Source organism: uncultured Arcticibacterium sp. (genome assembly GCF_964021845.1).
Taxonomy (GTDB): Bacteria; Bacteroidota; Bacteroidia; order Cytophagales; family Spirosomataceae; genus Arcticibacterium.
Genome location: NZ_CAXHZC010000006.1, coordinates 1 through 18,268, shown reverse-complemented (window position 1 = coordinate 18,268; position 18,268 = coordinate 1). Strand labels below are relative to the sequence as shown.

Sequence of the window (18,268 nt, the reverse complement as noted above, 5' to 3'; positions counted from 1 at the left end):
GTTTCGGCATAAGGAATTTTATTGAAAGGCAATGTTATTTTGATAATCTTAAACTTATACTTAAAAGGATAGTTTATTTGTCAGAAAAAAATGCGTACTTTTGCACCCCGAAAACAGAAAGGTGACTTTTAAAGTTTTGTAAGTCCTATTCTGTTGACAGTCAACGATTTAGGTCTAAAATAAGTAAAATATTTAATAATGGCTCGCGATTTAAAATACACAAGAAACATTGGTATTGCCGCTCATATTGACGCAGGTAAGACTACAACTACAGAACGTATCCTTTATTACGGAGGGGTTAGTCACAAGATTGGAGAGGTTCATGATGGTGCTGCCACAATGGACTGGATGGAGCAAGAGCAAGAAAGAGGTATTACTATTACTTCTGCTGCTACTACGCTAGACTGGAAGTACAAGGACCAAAACTATCACATGAACATCATTGACACACCAGGTCACGTAGACTTTACGGTGGAGGTGAATAGATCATTGAGAGTTTTAGATGGTCTTGTATTCTTGTTTTCTGCGGTTGATGGTGTTGAGCCACAATCTGAAACTAACTGGAGATTAGCAAATAACTACAATGTTGCTCGTCTTGGTTTCGTAAACAAAATGGACCGTCAAGGTGCTGATTTCTTAAACGTGTGTGCACAGGTTAAAGAAATGTTAGGTAGTAACGCCGTTCCTCTTCAGTTACCTATTGGAAACGAAGAGAACTTTGAAGGTGTTGTTGACCTTGTTTATAACAGAGGTATTATCTGGAATGAGGAAGATAAAGGAATGACTTTTACCGAAGTTCCGATTCCTGCTGACATGGTAGACGATGTAGCTCATTGGAGAGAGCAGCTATTGGAATCAGTAGCATCTGCTGACGAGTCATTGATGGAGAAATTCTTTGAAGATCCTGAGTCTATTTCTGCTGAAGAAATTATCAACGCATTAAGAATTGCTACAATTAGCATGGACATCGTTCCAATGCTTTGTGGTTCTGCCTTTAAAAACAAAGGTGTTCAAACAATGTTGGACTATGTTATGGAGCTTTTACCTTCTCCTTTAGATAGAGATGGTATCATTGGTACAGATCCAGTAACAGAAGCAAAAATTAAGCGTCTTCCAGATAGCACTCAGCCATTTTCTGCATTGGCTTTTAAAATTGCAACGGATCCTTTCGTAGGTCGTCTTTGCTTTATCCGTTCTTATTCAGGTACATTACCTTCTGGGTCGTATATCTTAAATAACAGAAATGGTAAGAAAGAGCGTATCTCTAGAATCTTCCAAATGCACGCTAACAAGCAAAATCAAATTGATGAATTGCAAGCTGGTGATATTGCTGCGGTAGTAGGATTTAAAGATATCAAAACTGGAGATACATTATCTGATGTAGATAATCCAATTGTTTTTGAATCAATGAACTTCCCAGATCCAGTAATTGGATATGCTATTGAGCCTAAGAAAACTGCTGATCAAGATAAATTTGGTAATGCTATTGCGAAGTTGATTGAAGAAGATCCAACACTTCAAGTAGAGACCAACGAAGAAACAGGTCAAACTATCATGAGAGGTATGGGTGAGCTTCACCTTGACATTATCATTGATAGAATGCGTCGTGAGTTTAAAGTAGAAATTAATCAAGGTGCTCCTCAGGTGGCATACAAAGAGGCTTTAACTAAAACTTACGAAGGAAGAGAAGTTTATAAGAAACAATCTGGTGGTCGTGGTAAGTTTGCAGACATTGTTTATGCAATGGGACCTGCAGATGAGCCAGAAGATGGAAAAGAAATTCTTCCAGGATTACAGTTTGAAAATAAAATTGTAGGTGGTGCTATTCCACGTGAATTTATTCCTTCTGTAGAAAAAGGATTTAGAGAGGCTATGAAAAATGGTCCTTTAGCTGGTTTCCCAGTTGATAGTATGAAAGTATCTCTAGTTCATGGTTCTTTCCATGATGTGGATTCTGACTCTTTCTCTTTTGAAATGGCGGCTCGTTTAGCGTTCCGTAATTCAGGAAAAGAGGCTGGTGCTAAATTATTGGAGCCAGTTATGGCTGTTGAGATTTTAACTCCAGATGAGTATACAGGTCCTATCACTGGTGATATGAACCGTAGAAGAGGTATTATGAAAGGAATGGATACTAAGCAAGGTTCTCAAGTAATCAAGGCTTCTGTTCCTCTTTCTGAATTGTTTGGTTACGTAACTGACCTTAGAACTATTTCTTCAGGTCGTGCTACAGCCAACCTAACTTTCTCTCACTACGATTTCGTTCCGCAAAGTCTTGCAGAAGATGTTATCAAGAAAGAAAAAGGAGAGTAGGATTTACGAACCTTCTAGATATAAGAAGAGCAGCTCATTTGAGCTGCTTTTCTCGTTTTAAAGCCTTTTAGAATTATAGACGTCGCATAAACTGCTTTATAGCTTTTGGCTTCCAAGTAGTAAAATCTCCAGCAAGAATATGTTCTCGAGCTTGCTCCACTAACCAGATATAAAAAGCTAGATTATGTACACTGGCTATTTGCGAACCTAACATTTCCTTACATTTAATAAGGTGTTTTAAATAGGCTTTGGTGTAAAACTTTGATGCATAACAATCTAAATTAGGGTCAATTGGAGAAAAATCATCTTCCCATTTTTTGTTTCTAATATTGATAATACCTTCCGTAGTGAATAGCATCCCGTTCCTTGCGTTTCGGGTTGGCATAACACAATCAAACATATCGGTACCTAAAGCTATTCCTTCTAAAATATTCTCAGGAGTACCCACACCCATCAGGTAGCGTGGTTTTTCTTTTGGTAAGATATCATTGACCACTTCCAGCATGGCATACATGTCTTCGGCAGGTTCTCCTACAGAAAGGCCGCCGATTGCATTTCCTTCTCTGTCTTGCTCCGCAATAAATTCAGCAGATTGCTTTCGTAAATCAGGATAAACACTTCCCTGTACAATTGGGAACAATGTTTGAGAATGACCATAAATTGGTTCTGTTTTATCAAAGCGATTTATGCATCTTTTTAACCACCTGTGAGTCATATGCATAGAGTTTTCTGCATAAGCAAAATCGCAGGGGTAGGGCGTACATTCATCAAAAGCCATGATGATATCCGCACCTATTATCCGTTGAATATCCATAACATATTCGGGAGAAAACATATGTTTTGACCCGTCAATATGTGAACTGAACTTGGCTCCCTCTTCCGTGATTTTTCTCATTTCTTTCAGAGAAAAAACCTGGTAACCGCCACTGTCGGTCAAAATTGGTTTGTCCCAGCCATTAAAGCCATGTAATCCACCAGCTTTTTGGAGCACATCTAAACCCGGTCTTAGGTATAGATGGTAGGTGTTTCCTAAGATTATTTGAGCATGAATGTCTTCTTTTAATTCGCGTTGATGAACACCTTTAACTGTTCCTGCTGTACCTACAGGCATAAATATGGGTGTTAATATCTCACCGTGGTCTGTTGTGATTTTTCCTGCTCTTGCTTTACTGCCAGAGTCTGTTTTTTTTAGCTCAAATTTCATCCTGCAAAATTAAGTCTAATTAATGGTAGCCTGAAAATAATTTTAAAGGCGGAACCACTTGAAATGAAATTGATTGAAAGATTTTTTATCACATTAATACATCAGAATAGTTATTATCTTTGAGGATATTTAACACTATAATTTTTAGAATGACATCTTCATTAGTTTTGAAGGGACTATTCTAGGAGCGTAAAAAACACCACTATTATTAAGTGATCTGGGATTATATTTTTCCGGCAATTTTTGGAACAGCTATTTTAATACAGCTGATTTTCCTGCTTTTTGTTTTTACTGCTATTCTAAAAAGAGAAGGCAGTGCTGAAACGGAAGTAAAATCAAAGCCTTTAGGCGTATCCATTATTGTGGCAGCTTGGAATGAACTTGATAATTTAAAAGAATTGCTGCCTCTTCTTGATAATCAAGAATATCCAAACTTTGAGATAGTGGTGGTAGATGATAGGTCTTCTGATGGAACCTATGATTATTTAAGAACCAATGAAGGAGCTTATAAAAATCTTTCTTTTGTTAATGTAAAGGCCTTACCCGAACACTTTACTGCTAAGAAATATGCGGTAACTATGGGTATAAAAAAGGCAACTAAAGAAGTGATTCTGCTAACCGATGCCGACTGCAGGCCATTAAGTAAAAATTGGATTAAGGAAATGGTTGCCAAACTTTCTGATGGCAAAGAAGTGGTGCTCGGTTTTTCTCCTTATAACAAATACCCAGGAATTTTAAACGCCTTTATTAGATACGAAACTTTCCAAACTGCTTTGCAATACATGTCTTTTGCAAAAGTAGGTATACCTTTTATGGGTGTAGGAAGAAATCTGATGTATAGAAGAGAGTGTTTTTGGCAGAATAAAGGTTTCTCTACGCACATGGGACTTTTAAGTGGAGATGATGACCTTTTTATTAATGAAGTTTCTAAAGGCAGCAATACGGAGATTGCTTTAAACTATGACTCCTATGTGAGCTCAGAGCCTAAAACCACCTTTGACTCTTGGGTAACCCAAAAAAGGCGTCACCTTTCAGTAGGGAAAAAATATAAAGCAAGAGATAAATTTAGTATTGCTATGCTTTGGTTAAGCTTCTTGGCTTGTTGGTTTTTTATTATTCCGGCATTTGTTTCTGAACCGTCATGGTTTGTATTACCAGATTGGATGAGAGTTTCTGAACAGTGGCTTGATGAAATAGGCTGGCAGCAGTATTTACCCTATACCAATTGGATGAGAGTAGTTACAGGAGTTTTTATTTCTTGGTTACTGCTTCGTTGGTTAATTTTGTCATTGACAAATAAGAAACTAGGCCTTACTGTAAGTTCAGGTAAGATTTTACTTTTAGACTTTTTGTACTTTACCTATTTGGTGGTTTTCGGAATAATGTCTTTGTTTTCGAATCCTAAGAAAATTAAGTGGAGATAGGTTTCTACGTCATTTGACGTTCAATTTTTGAATCAGTAATTCCGTATTCATGGACATTATATTAAAATATTTTCCAGATTTAACAGAGAAGCAGAAAGCTGAATTTGGCCAGTTGCTTGACCTCTACACACTTTGGAATGCTCAAATCAATGTTATTTCTAGAAAAGATGTGGAAGCTTTGTACGAAAAGCATGTGCTCCATTCCTTAGGAATAGCAAAGGTTTATCAGTTTGCACCTAACTCAAAGGTTTTAGATGTAGGTACTGGCGGTGGTTTTCCTGGTATTCCATTGGCTATAATGTTTCCTGAAGTTCAGTTTCATTTGGTAGACTCTATTGGAAAGAAAATAAAGGTAGTGAATGAAGTAGCGGAAGCACTAGGTTTGAAAAACCTTACCGCTCAGCATGAACGTGCAGAAAATGTCAAAGGAAAATATGATTTTATAGTAAGTCGTGCGGTAACCAGAATGAAACCATTCATAGGGTGGATTCATCAAAAGTTTGAAACTAGATCTATTAATTCTTTAGATAATGGAATCCTTTATTTAAAAGGGGGAGATTTGGAAGAAGAGCTCAACGAAGCAAAACGTCCTTATCAAGAACATTTGCTTGTTGATTTTTTTGAAGAAGAATTTTTTGAAACGAAAAAGGTAATTTACGTACCCTTTTCTTAAACGTAATACTATTAACAGCCGCATTCTCCAATTATCTGGAGTGTTATTTTGCTGCCGTCTATTTTGTTAATTTCCATGGTGCCTTCATATTCCCATGTTTCATCTTCATGGCCTATTTCTGTTAATTCCATATCGACTCCATAGTGTTCGGCTCGGCATTTATGTTTTACAAAGCCATTTTCATTGTGGGCTTCATAAATTTCAAGTTCTTCAAAAGTGTCACCGATTTTGATAAAACCAGTTCGAGAAAAGTCATCTACGTAAACGTAACCTGCACTTTCTTTCCCTTTTTCTTTAAAATAGCAAGCACAGCCATCAATGGCATCAGGGAATTCACTTTCTTGAAACGTTGAAAGATTGATCGTTTTTTGTACTTCTTCGGTAAGTTCTGTTAAAGACTCAGCTTTGGCTTTACCAGTATTTGCTTGATTATTGCAGGAGGTAAGAAGAACAACTAGAAAGAGTAAACTTGTGACCTTTTTCATTTAAAAGTCCCCTTTTTTTTAGCCTTTCTTATTAAACCTTCTTGAACAACAGAAGCTATCAGTTTACCTTTTTGAGTAAAGATATTTCCTCTAGTAAATCCACGCGTATTAGAAGCACTTGGGCTGTCCAAGGCGTAAAGCATCCACTCATCAATTCTAAAATCACGATGAAACCACATAGCATGATCAAGACTGGCCATAAACAAATCTTTAGGAATAGGACCTTTAGTATGTGGTAAGGTGGCAGTGGTTAAAAGATTATAATCAGAAACGTATGTTAATAGTGTCTGATGTACATCCAGTCCGCCTTCTACTTTTTCTTTCGCTTTAAACCAAATGTGTTTGTAAGGAGGTTTGGTACTTCTGTCAAAAACATTCAATTTCTCAACAGGTCTGAATTCAAAAGGGCGTGTTTTGATAGATTGAAGAATATTTTGGGGAACAAAAAGTTTGTATTTGTTTACCAAATCTTCATCAGACTTTAAACCTTCAGGACCTACCACGTTTGGCATATCAATTTGATGGTCAAATCCCTCTTGTTTAGATTGAAAAGATATGGAAGTAATAAAAATGGGAACATCATTTTGTTTGGCTACCACTCTTCTAGTGCTAAAACTTCCTCCATCTCTTACACTTTCCACTTCGTAATGAATAGGAATAGATATGTCACCAGCCAATAAAAAGTAGGCATGCATCGAGTGGGCAAATCTATCTTTTGGTACTGTTTTATATGCGGCACTTACGGCTTGAGAAAGCACTTGGCCACCAAAAACCCTATTCCACGGAGCTTGATAATTTTGCCCCACATAAACATTTGGTGAGAGTTCCTTTAATTCAATTAATTCTATAAGTTGATTGATGTCCTTCATTTCGTTGTTGAAGTTATGTTTTATTTGTTTCTACTGTCGTAGAATTTTATTTTGTTAATGAAGTTCAAAATTACGGCATTTCTTTGACTCTGCTTTTTTAAGGTCTAAATAGGATTTATTATCAAGCCAACCGATTGAAAATCTTGGTATATCTAGACTTAATAGATAAATTGTGACTTCAACCCAATTAATTTAACCTTGAATCCTATTAAAAATTACGCATTTGGTTTATTTATATTCCTGTGCATACCGCTTCTTTCTCCTGCTCAAAACAAGATTGTCCTGAATACAGATTTAGGGGAGACTATTATTAATAAACATATTTATGGGCATTTTTCAGAACATTTGGGTCGCTGTATATATGGAGGACTTTATGCTGGCGAAGAAAATAAACTGGTGCCACATATTAATGGAATGCGAACAGATGTGGTGGAGGCACTAAAAAACTTAAATATCCCAAACTTGAGATGGCCTGGCGGATGTTTTGCAGATACCTATCATTGGAAAGACGGGATTGGTCCAAAAGAAGACAGACCAACCATTGTGAATACCTGGTGGGGAAATGTTACAGAAGATAACTCCTTTGGCTCCCACGAGTTTATGGAGCTTTGTCGTCAGCTCGGTACTGAACCTTATTTTTCTGCAAATGTAGGTAGTGGAAGTGTTCAAGAAATGTCTGAATGGGTACAGTACATGAATTTTTCTGGCAAAAGCCCAATGTCAGATTTGCGTGCAGAAAATGGTCATGAAGAACCTTTCAAAGTAAAATACTGGGGAATAGGGAACGAAACATGGGGTTGTGGTGGAAATATGACTGCAGAATATTATGCAGACCTTTATAAAAGATATGCCACTTACGTAAACACTAGCTGGGACTCAAAAGAGAAACTTTTTAGAATAGCCTCTGGAGCATCTGACGATGATTATCACTGGACCGAAGTAATGATGCGAGACATTCCTCACAAAATGTTGGAGGGAATAGGAGTACATCATTATTCAGTAATAGACTGGGCAGATAAAGGCTCGGCCACGGAGTTTGATGAGAATATGTACTTCACTACCATGTCTAGAGCATGGGATATGGAAAGATTAGTACAGGGACACTCCACTATTATGGATAAGTATGACCCTGAAAAGAAAGTAGCCATGATGGTAGACGAATGGGGTGGCTGGTATAATGTAGAACCCGGAACTAATGGTGGATTTCTTTATCAACAAAACACTATGCGTGATGCCATGATAGCCGGAATGACGCTTAATATCTTTAATAATCACGCTGATAGAGTGAGAATGGCAAACATTGCTCAGGTGGTTAATGTGCTTCAGGCAGTAATTCTTACAGACGAAGAGCGTATTATTTTAACACCAACTTATCATGTAATGGAAATGTATAAAATTCATCAAGATGCTGTACAAATTCCTGTTTACCTGAAAACAGAGGATTACGTTTTTGGTGATAAAAAGCTTCCTGCTATTTCTGCTTCTGCATCAAAAGATGCTAGTGGGAAAGTGCATGTTTCCGTTGTAAATATTGATATGAATAAAAGCCACAAGATAAGTCTTGATATGAGGGGCGAAAATTTTAAGGATGTTTCTGGAAGAATTTTGTCTTCACCTAGCATTCAAGACCATAATACATTTGCCAAGCCTAATAAAATAACACCTAAGAAATTCAACGGAGCTAAACTTATCAATAATAAAATGGATGTAGTAGTCCCGCCTTTTTCTGTTTTGGTGTTGGAATTAAATTAACATGAAAACAATCAAATTATTTCTAACACTACTTTTTATCACAACTTGGTGCTTTGCTCAAAACAATTTTGAGCTTCGCCAAGGAGCCTACTTCACTCCAGAAGAAGGAAAAGCGGAGCATGCGAAACTAGCTGCTTTGTATCAAAATAAAGAGGAATGGCAATCAAGAGCGGAAGAAATAAGAAAAGGGATTTTAGACGGAGCGGAAATTGACAACTTGATAAGGAATCAGAAGGTCAATGCTACCATACATTCTAAAAAGACCTTTGCCGGCTATACTGTCGAGAATGTATTCTTTGAAGCCTTTAAAGGTGTTTATGTCTCAGGAAACCTCTACAAACCAACTAATATCAAAGGTAAGGTTCCAGGAATACTTTGCCCACATGGCCATGGAGTAGACCCACGTTTTAAAGAATACACACAGCAACGCTGTGCCACTTTGGCTAGAATGGGAGCAGTAGTTTTTGCGTATGATATGGTAGGGCAGGGCGACATGAAACAAGCGGAGCATAAAATTCGAAATGTACTCAAGGGTCAACTGATCACTGGCGTGCGTTCTTTAGACTTTCTTTCACAATTACCTGAAGTTGATGCCAGCAAGATTGCCATGACAGGAGAATCTGGTGGCGGAACACAAACTTTTTTACTTTCGGCTCTAGATGACAGAATTAGTGTTTCTGTGCCTGTAGTTATGGTTTCTTCTTACTTTTTTGGTGGTTGTCAGTGTGAGAGCGGTATGCCTATTCACGTAAGAGAACATCATAAAACCTCTAATGTGGAAATAGCGGCTTGTTTTGCCCCCAAACCACTTCTACTCATTTCAGATGGTGGAGACTGGACACAACATAATCCTGAAGTTGCAATACCTCATATTAAAAGGATTTACCATTTTTTTGATGCGAAGCAAAATATAGAAAATGTACACTTGGCGAACGAAAAACATGATTACGGCCCTTCAAAAAGACAAGCGGCTTATGCTTTTTTAGCAAAACATTTAAGTCTAAATACAGTTCAGGTTTTGATTAATGATAGCTTTGATGAATCAAAAAACACCATTCTCCCTTCAGAGGAGCTAAGCGTTTTTAATCAAGAGCACCCGAGACCTGCCAATGCAGCCATGGGGAATATAGCTTTAATGATGGCTATAGATGCTTATTAAGCTTATTCCTATTAAATTTAAACAGCATTAATAACCCTATCCAAAATGAACAAAACAAAAACAACATCGTTTCTAGTTATTTTATTCTTATCTATTTGTGGTTTTGCAAATGCACAGCACCCAAATCTTGAAAAAAGTGTAGAGGAGTTACGCCAATTAATGGTGCAACCTACTAAAGTTGGTCTAACAGCTATTACTCATTTTAAGTTGACTTACGGCCATTCTGATGGGAAACTTGAAAATAGAGATCAGTTTGTTGAAGCATTGGTGTCTAAAGCATCAAATTTCACCGAAATAGAATTATCAAACCAAACGATTGAAACACTTGGAAAGACGGCTATTGTACGTCATGATTTATACGCTAAAACGTTAGATGGTGGTAATCCGGCTGAGGTTAAGCTCCATATCATGACGGTATGGCAAAAACAAAAGAAAGGCTGGGTACTTTTAGCTAGACAGTCGGTAAGGAGAAAATAACCTTATATTTTAGAAGAAGCCCTGATTTCTAAGGAAGTTGGCAGTTCTAACTTTTTAAAAGCCATATCTCTTTTGTTTCCTTCAATATTGTCAATCAGAATATTAACAGCCTCGGCACCTAAATCAAAAGCCGGTTGGGTTACTGTGGTCATTGATGGACTCAGCAGGTTAGCTACTTTTAGATTTGTAAAACCAACTACCGCAACCTCTTCAGGTATTTTAACATTTAGACTTTTAATGGCGTCATAGCAGCTTAATGCTAATCTATCACTTGCTGTAAAAAGAGCGTCTGGGTTTTCTTCTTTTATGAGTTTTTTGATAGTTTCAGCAATTATACTGTAATCAAACTCCATAAATTTCACCAAATTCTCATTAAAAGGAATATTGTATTTCTCCAAGGCGGCCTTATAACCAGCTAATCGTTCTTGGGTAATTGATAAAATAGGAGGGCTAGTAATATGGCCAATCCTCTTTCTACCAGTTTTAATCAAATGCTCCGTAGCATCAAAAGCACCTTGAAAGTTATTCGCTACTACTTTGTTTGCCTTAACTCCATCAGGTACCCTGTCAAAGAAAACCATCGGAAATTCACCTTTAAGTAGGTGTTCTAAATAAGTATAATCTTGTGTGCTACCAGAAAGAGAAATAAGTACACCGTCTAGTTTTCTCGAAAGTACATGTTCCAAACAAGCCTTCTCTTTAAGGTCAGACTCCCTTGTTTGAAATATCATAACGTGATAGCCTCTTTTTTGTGCTACATCTTCGGCTCCATTAATGGCATTAGAAAAAAAGTTATTGGCAATTTCTGGAACAATGATTCCTATGCTTCTACTTTTATTTTCGCGTAAGCTAAGGGCAATTGGATTTGGCCTATAATTGACTTTTTCCGCATAATCTAAAACCAGTTTTTTTGTAGCATCGCTAATCTCATAACTACCTCTTATTGCACGAGACACCGTGGATGTAGAAAGGTTTAAGGCTTTTGCTATGTCTTTAATGGTTATAGTTTCCAATAAAAAATTTGTTTAGAATGATTTAGTAATTGTAAATATCGTAAAATACAACGTCAAGTATGATCTTTTGGTTAATATTAAATGTCAATTCTACGATTAATATAATAAAAAAAAATAGTGGCAACGTTCCCGATATCGATTGCACAAAAAAACCAAGAGATATGTTAGGCATACTTTCACCTATTACCTAATCTTGTATTAGTCCAGTTTTTTATTGGATTTGCAGAAAATAAAGAGAAACAATGACAAAAATTGACCTTAGTGGTAAAGTAGCCTTAGTTACAGGATGTAAGAGAGGAATTGGGTTTGCTATGGCAGAAGGACTAGCTGCTGCAGGTGCAGACATTATTGGAGTTTCGGCCAGTTTAGAGTTAGAGGGTAGTGATATCCAAATTGCCGTAGAGGGCATGGGAAGAAAGTTTTATGCTTATCAAGCTGATTTTGGAGATAGAGATGCTTTGTATGCGTTTGTAAATGCTGCTAAAGCTGATCACCCAATTATTGATATTCTGGTAAATAATGCAGGAACTATTCTTAGAAAACCTGCTGCAGAGCACCCAGATGAATACTGGGATAAAGTAATAGACATTAACCTCAATGCACAATTTATCCTTACCAGAGAATTTGGAAAAGAAATGGTTGAAAGGAAATCAGGAAAAGTGATTTTTACTGCTTCTTTATTGACTTTCCAAGGTGGTGTAACCGTACCAGGCTATGCAGCCAGCAAAGGAGCAATAGGAAGTTTGGTAAAAGCTTTTGCAAATGAATGGGCAGGTAGTGGTGTAAATGTAAATGCTATAGCCCCAGGTTATATAGCCACGGATAATACAGAAGCCTTAAGAAATAATCCAGAGAGAAGTAAGTCAATATTAGACAGAATTCCTGCAGGAAGATGGGGAGAGTCTGAAGATTTTGCGGGTCCAACTTTATTTTTGGCGTCAGAACTTTCAAATTATGTACACGGAACCATTCTTACCGTAGACGGTGGTTGGATGGGCAGATAAAAATAAAATATAAAGATAAATGAACTCAAGATACGAATCTAGCCCAAGAGAGGTAGAGAGAATGAACACCAAAGAGTTAAGAGAAAACTTTTTGATTCAAAACCTGTTTGTAGAAAATGAAATTACATTAACCTACACACATTATGACAGAATGGTAACCGGTGGTGCCAGTCCTGTCAAAGCAGACTTAGCACTAGAGGCACCAGAAGATTTTAAAAGTGAGTTTTTTTTAGAAAGACGCGAGCTAGGCGTAATTAACATCGGTGGCTCAGGAACAGTAACTGCAGACGGTGAAGTTTTTAAGTTAGACAAATTAGGCTGTGTATATTTAGGAAAAGGAACAAAGAGTATTGTTTTTTCTTCAAATGATCCCGCTAGCCCTGCCAAATTCTTTTTGTTATCGGCTCCAGCACATCATACTTATCCTAATGCTTCTTATACTAAAGAAGAAGCTCTTCCTGTAACTTTGGGCTCTGCCGAAACATCAAACAGAAGAACCATTTATAAGTATATCCATAATGATGGACTAATGAGTTGTCAGCTGGTAATGGGGCTAACTACCTTAGATACGGGTAGCGTATGGAATACCATGCCAGCTCATACGCATGATAGAAGAAGTGAGATTTATTGCTACTTCGATATTCCAGAAAATCAAGGTGTAATGCATTTTATGGGTAAACCAGACGAAACAAGACACCTTTGGGTTCAAAACCAAGAGGCTATCATATCTCCACCTTGGTCTATTCATTCTGGAAGTGGTACCTCTAATTATGCTTTCATATGGGCTATGGCAGGGGAAAATAAAGACTTTACTGACATGGATCACATTCCCCTCAATTCTTTAAAATAATTTTAAAAGGCTATCTCGTATCTATGGGGTAGTCTTTTTTTTAGACTCCCCGAGAGTTAAGCCGTTGGTACTAAATTCTTAGTACCATCAAAACAATCTTTTTAAACTTTACCCTATTGATATGATAAAAAAAAGTGTCTATCTATTACTATGCTTTTTTGTGATAACTGCGTTTAAATCTACAGATAAAAAGGCATTGACTATCTTCATGATTGGCGATAGCACCATGGCAAATAAAAAGGTGTACGATGCTCCAGAGACAGGCTGGGGGCAAGTATTTCATGAACTCTTTACAGACAAAATAGAAATTCAAAATCATGCTAGAAACGGAAGAAGTACTAAAAGCTTTCGTGATTTAGGCCATTGGGCTGAGGTTGATAAACAGTTAAAACCAGGAGATTATGTGTTTATCCAGTTTGGTCATAATGATCAAAAAGAAAGTGACCCTGCCAGGTATGCCGCCCCGCACACCGATTATAAAGAGAACTTAAGGCGATATGTTAAGGAAACTCAAGCCAAAGGAGCTATTCCAATTTTACTTACTCCTGTAAGTAGAAGGAAGTTTGACGAAAGCGGAAACTTCATAGATCAACACGGAGACTACCCTTTGGTGGTTCATGAACTGGCCAAAGAGCTTAATGTACCTATGATTGACATGCATCAAAAGAGCATGGAATTGCTGAAAGAAATGGGTGTTCAAGACTCAAAAGACCTTTTTATGCATGTTATGCCGGGTGTTTATGACAAATTTCCAGATGGCTTAGTTGACAATACTCATTTTACGCCTTACGGGGCAAAGCTAATGTCCAAAATGGCTGCTGCAGAATTAATGGCCCTTAGCCATCCATTAAGACATTTTTTACTAAAATCACCTTATCCAACCAAGTATGCTTATGAGTTACCTACGGTTAATGAGACAGCTTTTAAAAAAGACACATTAAATATTGTAAAGTATGGTGCAGAAAGTGGTGGTCTTACTTTATGCCATACGGCCATTAATCAGGCTATTGAGGTAGCTTCGCAAAATGGTGGTGGGGTAGTACTAATTCCAAAAGGCTTTTGGCTTTCAGGGCCTATTGACTTAAAAAGTAATGTCAACCTTCATTTAGAGGAAGGTGCATTTGTTCAGTTTTCAGATAACAGAGACGATTATCCGTTGGTAGAAACAACTTGGGAGGGGCTAGACGCTTACAGAAGTCATGCACCTATATGGGGAGTTAACTTGGTCAATATTGCTATTTCTGGGAAAGGAATAATGGATGGAGCAGGCCAGGTGTGGAAACAGGTTAAGAAATCGAAGATGACAGAATCTCAATGGGCTGCACTTATTAAGTCAGGTGGTGTTTTGGATGAGAAAAAAACAGCGTGGTATCCCTCAGAGCAATCAAAGTATGGAAATGAAAATAGAGAATGGACGAATCAAAAAGTAAAAGGTAAAACAAAAGCCGATTATGAAGCTATCAAAGATTTCTTGAGACCTAATATGGTGAGTTTAACCAACTGTAAAAATATATTTATAGAAGGAGTTACGTTTTTAAATTCTCCAGCTTGGACTTTACACCCATTGCTTTGCAAAAACTTAATTATTAGAAATGTAAATGTAAAGAATCCGTGGTACGGTCAAAACAATGACGCTTTAGATGTGGAATCATGTACAAATGGAATAATAGAGGGCTGCACTTTTGATACAGGAGATGATGCCATTACCATTAAATCAGGTAGAGATGCTTCAGGAAGAGAACGTGGAGTAGCTACTTCAAACTTTATAGTTAGAAATACTACAGTGTATCATGGGCATGGAGGTTTTGTGATTGGTTCAGAAATGTCTGGTGGAGTGAATAACCTATTTGTTAATAATTGCAATTTCCTCGGGACAGATATAGGATTGAGGTTTAAAACAACCCGTGGCCGTGGTGGAATTGTTGAAGATATATTCATCTCCGATATTAATATGAATAACATTCTAGGAGAAGCTATACGTTTTAATATGTATTACGCAGCTAAAGACCCAGTGGCTTTAATTGGAGAAGACCACGGACTTCCACCTATTGAGACAAAACCCTTTTATGAGGGAACCCCTATTTTTAGAAACTTCCTGATTGATAGGGTTTATTGTAAAGGAGCGGAGGCTGCTATTATGATGCGAGGAATTCCTGAAGCACAAATAGAGAATGTTACCATTTCAAATTTCAATATCACGTCAAACAGCGGAATCCAACTTACTGAAGTTAAGAATATTGATTTGGTCAATGTTAATTTGACAAGTTCGAGTAAAACCGTAGTGCAGCTTAACAATGTAGACGGTTTAAATATTGACAAGTTAAACTATGGACGGAACAAGAAAACTTTCATGGAAGTAAATGGAGCCAACACTAAAGGAGTAGAAATAAGAAATACATCAAAAGAAGGAGCTCTTCAAAAGACGATATTTTTAAACAAAGCTTCCAAAAATTCTGTAAAGTGGAAGTGAACCTTCTGAAATTTGTGTCATAATAAGAAAAGCTAGCCGTGAAGCTAGCTTTTCTTATATATTGCTGTGTCCAATATGAACAAAAGAGGTACTTGTAGAATTAAGCTTCCTCTAAAATGACAATTTTCTCAATCTTGTCGCCTTGTCTGATATCATCAACGGTATCCACACCTTCTATTACTTTACCAAAACAAGTATGGTTTCTGTCTAGGTGAGCAGTATTAGTTCTGCTATGACAGATAAAAAATTGAGAACCACCAGTGTTTCTCCCAGCATGTGCCATAGAAAGTACACCTCTGTCGTGATATTGAAGCTCACCATCTAGTTCACAAGGGATGTTATAACCCGGTCCACCATTCCCAATACCGTTTGGGCAACCACCCTGTACCATGAAGTTAGGAATTACCCTGTGAAAAGTTAAACCATCGTAAAAGCCTTCTGAGGCTAATTTTTTGAAATTTTCTACAGCAAGTGGGGCATCATTGTCATAAAATTCTATGACCATCGTACCTTTTTCGGTTATCATCTGTGCTTTGCTCATCCTTCAGTATTAGTTTTATATGAAGCCGCAAAGGTAGAAAGATTTACTTTTTGGTAATAATAAATTCTACACGACGATTTTTAGCCTGTCCTTCGGTAGTAGCATTTGAGGCAATTGGCTTTCCCATACCCATTCCTACGCTGGCTACTTTTTCAATCGGCACGTTCTTAGTTAACAGATAATCACGTACAGAATTAGCTCGAGCCTGCGAAAGTTTAAGGTTAGCTTCAGCAGAACCAACATTATCAGTATGCCCTTGTACCTCAATCGCCATGTTTTTATTTGCTAATAAAACGCCGGCAAGTCTATCAAGCTCCGGAAAGGATTCTTTTTCAAGATTTGCTGAAGCAAATTCAAAGAAAATGTTACTCATGGCCACCGTAACCCCTGCTAATAATGGAGCCAACTCCAAGTTCTCACCTTTGATTTCCTTAAAGGAGCCTACCTCCGTAAGATCAATGTTTTTACCAATAGCAATAAAATCATTCGCTTCCGCCCTTACAGTGTACATTTGGCCGTATGGCAGTACTATTTTATATTCACCTGTTGTAGGGTTTGTATTTGCTACGCCAATTTCTTCACCACCTGGAAATGTTTCATATATAATACGTGCCTCAATTGGTCGCTGTGTTTTGGTGTCAATCACTTTTCCGCTAAGCATAACCACAGGGTTTGGAGATGTTAAGGCGTCAAGTTTTTCTTTTTCTAACTCTTCCTTAGTTTTTGGTTTGGTAGTTTTACTGGCAATTTCATTGTTAGATGACTGAAGAGCACCAACCACCTCTTCACTTTCTGAATTGTCGCGAAGTTTAAATCTTATAATGTCGCCCTTACCTATAGTTTCGCTTTTTGTGGTCATGTAAGCATATTCTCCTGTGGCAGTAATAGAGTAGTAGTAATCGTCTTCAGGGGAGTTTATTTTTTCTCCAAGGTTTATCGGGGTTGACCATTTTTTCCATGTTCTATCGCTTCTTTTACTTACCCAAATATCTGAACCACCTTGACCACCTTTTCTATCAGAGGCAAAGTACAAGGTATAATCATCTGAGGCTAGGAAAGGAGTAGTTTCGCTACTTCCCGTATTAATATCAGGCCCTAAGCTTTCAGGTTTACTCCATTTACCATCTCTCCCAAGACTACTTATATATAGGTCGTCATCTTTACTGTTCTTTTTTTCTGCAAAGCCAAGAATCAAGACCTTACCATTATTTGTTAAAAAGGCCGACAAATATTGACCCTTACACATAGCATCTAGTTTAGGAATATCTAGTTTCTCAGGTTGAGTCCAGCCTGTCTTCGTTTTCTGACATTTAGAAATACCTACTTCATTCTGTTTTCTTCCATTCTTGTATACTCCTCTTATAAGAACGGTGTTTCCGTCGGGTGAAATACTGAACAAATCATTATACTTATCTTTATTAATCGTATTTGGCATTTTTCTGGCAATAGACCATCTTCCATCAGATCTATGTTGTGTATACCAAACATCATTGCTCCCGCTCTTTCCATGATTGTTGGAGGGATGGCTAACTCTTACAAAATATAGAGATTCACCATCTGGTGATATTACGGGATGTATCTCGTTGTATTCTGTATTAATAGAAGACCCAAGCTTTTGTAATTCTTGAGAGCTGGCATTTTTGGTACACAGAGTAAAAAGGATAAGGAATGAAATTTTCTTCATGAAATATGTAGTGATTGTCCTCAAAACGAAGATATAGTATATATAGTATTAGAATCTATGGTATGCTCTATGTTACAAATGAACAATTTTTTTGTTAATCAAAGGCTCTACTAATACTGTTTTAAAAGCACATCTTTCTGTATTTGTCTATTATTTTCGTCAAAAGTGGTATGTGTAAATCAAATAAGATAGTATAACGATTTAAAGTAAAAGTATAAATGTCAAATTTAGTTAGCTTGTTTTTTACTTGATTTTAAGAGTATTAGGGGAAGAGTGTATTTTTAAATGTGTTTGTGGTGTTGCTATTGGTAATAATTGTTTTACCTTTGCACTCCCGTTACAAAGAGGGCGGA

The 18,268-nt window shown here is 37.2% G+C and carries 15 protein-coding genes; 9 read left to right on the top strand and 6 right to left on the bottom strand.

The window, feature by feature from the left end; genetic code table 11:
* Positions 1 to 198: 198 nt before the first annotated feature.
* A complete protein-coding gene (gene fusA, locus AADJ06_RS16210; RefSeq protein ID WP_341227533.1) occupies positions 199 to 2,310 on the top strand; it encodes an elongation factor G in 2,112 nt (703 codons plus the stop codon).
* Positions 2,311 to 2,383: 73 nt separating this feature from the next.
* Here fusA and tgt read toward each other — a convergent pair whose 3' ends face one another.
* Positions 2,384 to 3,514: a tRNA guanosine(34) transglycosylase Tgt gene (gene tgt, locus AADJ06_RS16205; RefSeq protein WP_341227532.1), complete on the bottom strand. Its 1,131-nt coding sequence runs from the start codon at positions 3,512 to 3,514 to the stop codon at positions 2,384 to 2,386.
* Positions 3,515 to 3,726: 212 nt separating this feature from the next.
* Here tgt and AADJ06_RS16200 point away from each other — a divergent pair, with 212 nt between their 5' ends.
* Both AADJ06_RS16200 and rsmG read left to right on the top strand, forming a co-directional pair.
* A complete protein-coding gene (locus AADJ06_RS16200) occupies positions 3,727 to 4,938 on the top strand; it encodes a glycosyltransferase (RefSeq protein WP_341227531.1) in 1,212 nt (403 codons plus the stop codon).
* A 49-nt stretch (positions 4,939 to 4,987) separates the two neighbouring features.
* Positions 4,988 to 5,611, top strand: coding sequence for a 16S rRNA (guanine(527)-N(7))-methyltransferase RsmG (gene rsmG / locus AADJ06_RS16195; protein ID WP_341227530.1), 624 nt, complete (start codon positions 4,988 to 4,990; stop codon positions 5,609 to 5,611).
* Positions 5,612 to 5,622: 11 nt separating this feature from the next.
* Here the strand turns inward: rsmG and AADJ06_RS16190 are convergent, their stop codons facing one another.
* Both AADJ06_RS16190 and AADJ06_RS16185 read right to left on the bottom strand, forming a co-directional pair.
* Positions 5,623 to 6,096, bottom strand: a complete 474-nt coding sequence (locus AADJ06_RS16190; RefSeq protein ID WP_341227529.1) for a hypothetical protein — start codon at positions 6,094 to 6,096, stop codon at positions 5,623 to 5,625.
* The gene (locus AADJ06_RS16185) at positions 6,093 to 6,965 is read right to left on the bottom strand and encodes an acyl-CoA thioesterase II (RefSeq protein WP_341227528.1); all 873 of its coding nucleotides are present in this window, start codon (positions 6,963 to 6,965) and stop codon (positions 6,093 to 6,095) included. Before AADJ06_RS16185 ends, AADJ06_RS16190 begins: the two co-directional genes overlap by 4 nt.
* Before the next feature lie 207 nt (positions 6,966 to 7,172).
* On the opposite strand from AADJ06_RS16185, the gene AADJ06_RS16180 reads away from it, so the two are divergent.
* The 3 genes from AADJ06_RS16180 to AADJ06_RS16170 are packed head-to-tail and all read left to right on the top strand — an operon-like array spanning position 7,173 to position 10,353.
* A complete protein-coding gene (locus tag AADJ06_RS16180) occupies positions 7,173 to 8,717 on the top strand; it encodes an alpha-L-arabinofuranosidase C-terminal domain-containing protein (protein WP_341227820.1) in 1,545 nt (514 codons plus the stop codon).
* A gap of 1 nt (position 8,718) precedes the next feature.
* The gene (locus AADJ06_RS16175; protein WP_341227527.1) at positions 8,719 to 9,876 is read left to right on the top strand and encodes an acetylxylan esterase; all 1,158 of its coding nucleotides are present in this window, start codon (positions 8,719 to 8,721) and stop codon (positions 9,874 to 9,876) included.
* Between the two features lie 45 nt (positions 9,877 to 9,921).
* On the top strand, positions 9,922 to 10,353 hold the full coding sequence (locus tag AADJ06_RS16170) for a nuclear transport factor 2 family protein (protein ID WP_341227526.1): 432 nt from the start codon (positions 9,922 to 9,924) through the stop codon (positions 10,351 to 10,353).
* Between the two features lie 2 nt (positions 10,354 to 10,355).
* On the opposite strand, the gene AADJ06_RS16165 is transcribed toward AADJ06_RS16170, so the two are convergent.
* Positions 10,356 to 11,366, bottom strand: coding sequence for a LacI family DNA-binding transcriptional regulator (locus tag AADJ06_RS16165; RefSeq protein WP_341227525.1), 1,011 nt, complete (start codon positions 11,364 to 11,366; stop codon positions 10,356 to 10,358).
* Positions 11,367 to 11,608: 242 nt separating this feature from the next.
* Between AADJ06_RS16165 and AADJ06_RS16160 the strand changes: the two genes are divergently transcribed.
* The 3 genes from AADJ06_RS16160 to AADJ06_RS16150 all read left to right on the top strand — a co-directional run bounded on the left by AADJ06_RS16160 (position 11,609) and on the right by AADJ06_RS16150 (position 15,690).
* Positions 11,609 to 12,370 (top strand): SDR family oxidoreductase, encoded by a 762-nt coding sequence (locus AADJ06_RS16160; RefSeq protein ID WP_341227524.1) that lies wholly within the window; start codon positions 11,609 to 11,611, stop codon positions 12,368 to 12,370.
* A 19-nt stretch (positions 12,371 to 12,389) separates the two neighbouring features.
* A complete protein-coding gene (kduI, locus tag AADJ06_RS16155) occupies positions 12,390 to 13,220 on the top strand; it encodes a 5-dehydro-4-deoxy-D-glucuronate isomerase (RefSeq protein ID WP_341227523.1) in 831 nt (276 codons plus the stop codon).
* A gap of 121 nt (positions 13,221 to 13,341) precedes the next feature.
* Complete coding sequence (locus tag AADJ06_RS16150) at positions 13,342 to 15,690, top strand: glycosyl hydrolase family 28 protein (RefSeq protein WP_341227522.1); 2,349 nt, start codon at positions 13,342 to 13,344, stop codon at positions 15,688 to 15,690.
* Between the two features lie 100 nt (positions 15,691 to 15,790).
* On the opposite strand, the gene AADJ06_RS16145 is transcribed toward AADJ06_RS16150, so the two are convergent.
* Both AADJ06_RS16145 and AADJ06_RS16140 read right to left on the bottom strand, forming a co-directional pair.
* Positions 15,791 to 16,231, bottom strand: a complete 441-nt coding sequence (locus tag AADJ06_RS16145; RefSeq protein WP_341227521.1) for a peptidylprolyl isomerase — start codon at positions 16,229 to 16,231, stop codon at positions 15,791 to 15,793.
* Positions 16,232 to 16,274: 43 nt separating this feature from the next.
* Complete coding sequence (locus AADJ06_RS16140) at positions 16,275 to 17,915, bottom strand: OmpA family protein (protein ID WP_341227520.1); 1,641 nt, start codon at positions 17,913 to 17,915, stop codon at positions 16,275 to 16,277.
* Between the last annotated feature and the right edge of the window lie 353 nt (positions 17,916 to 18,268).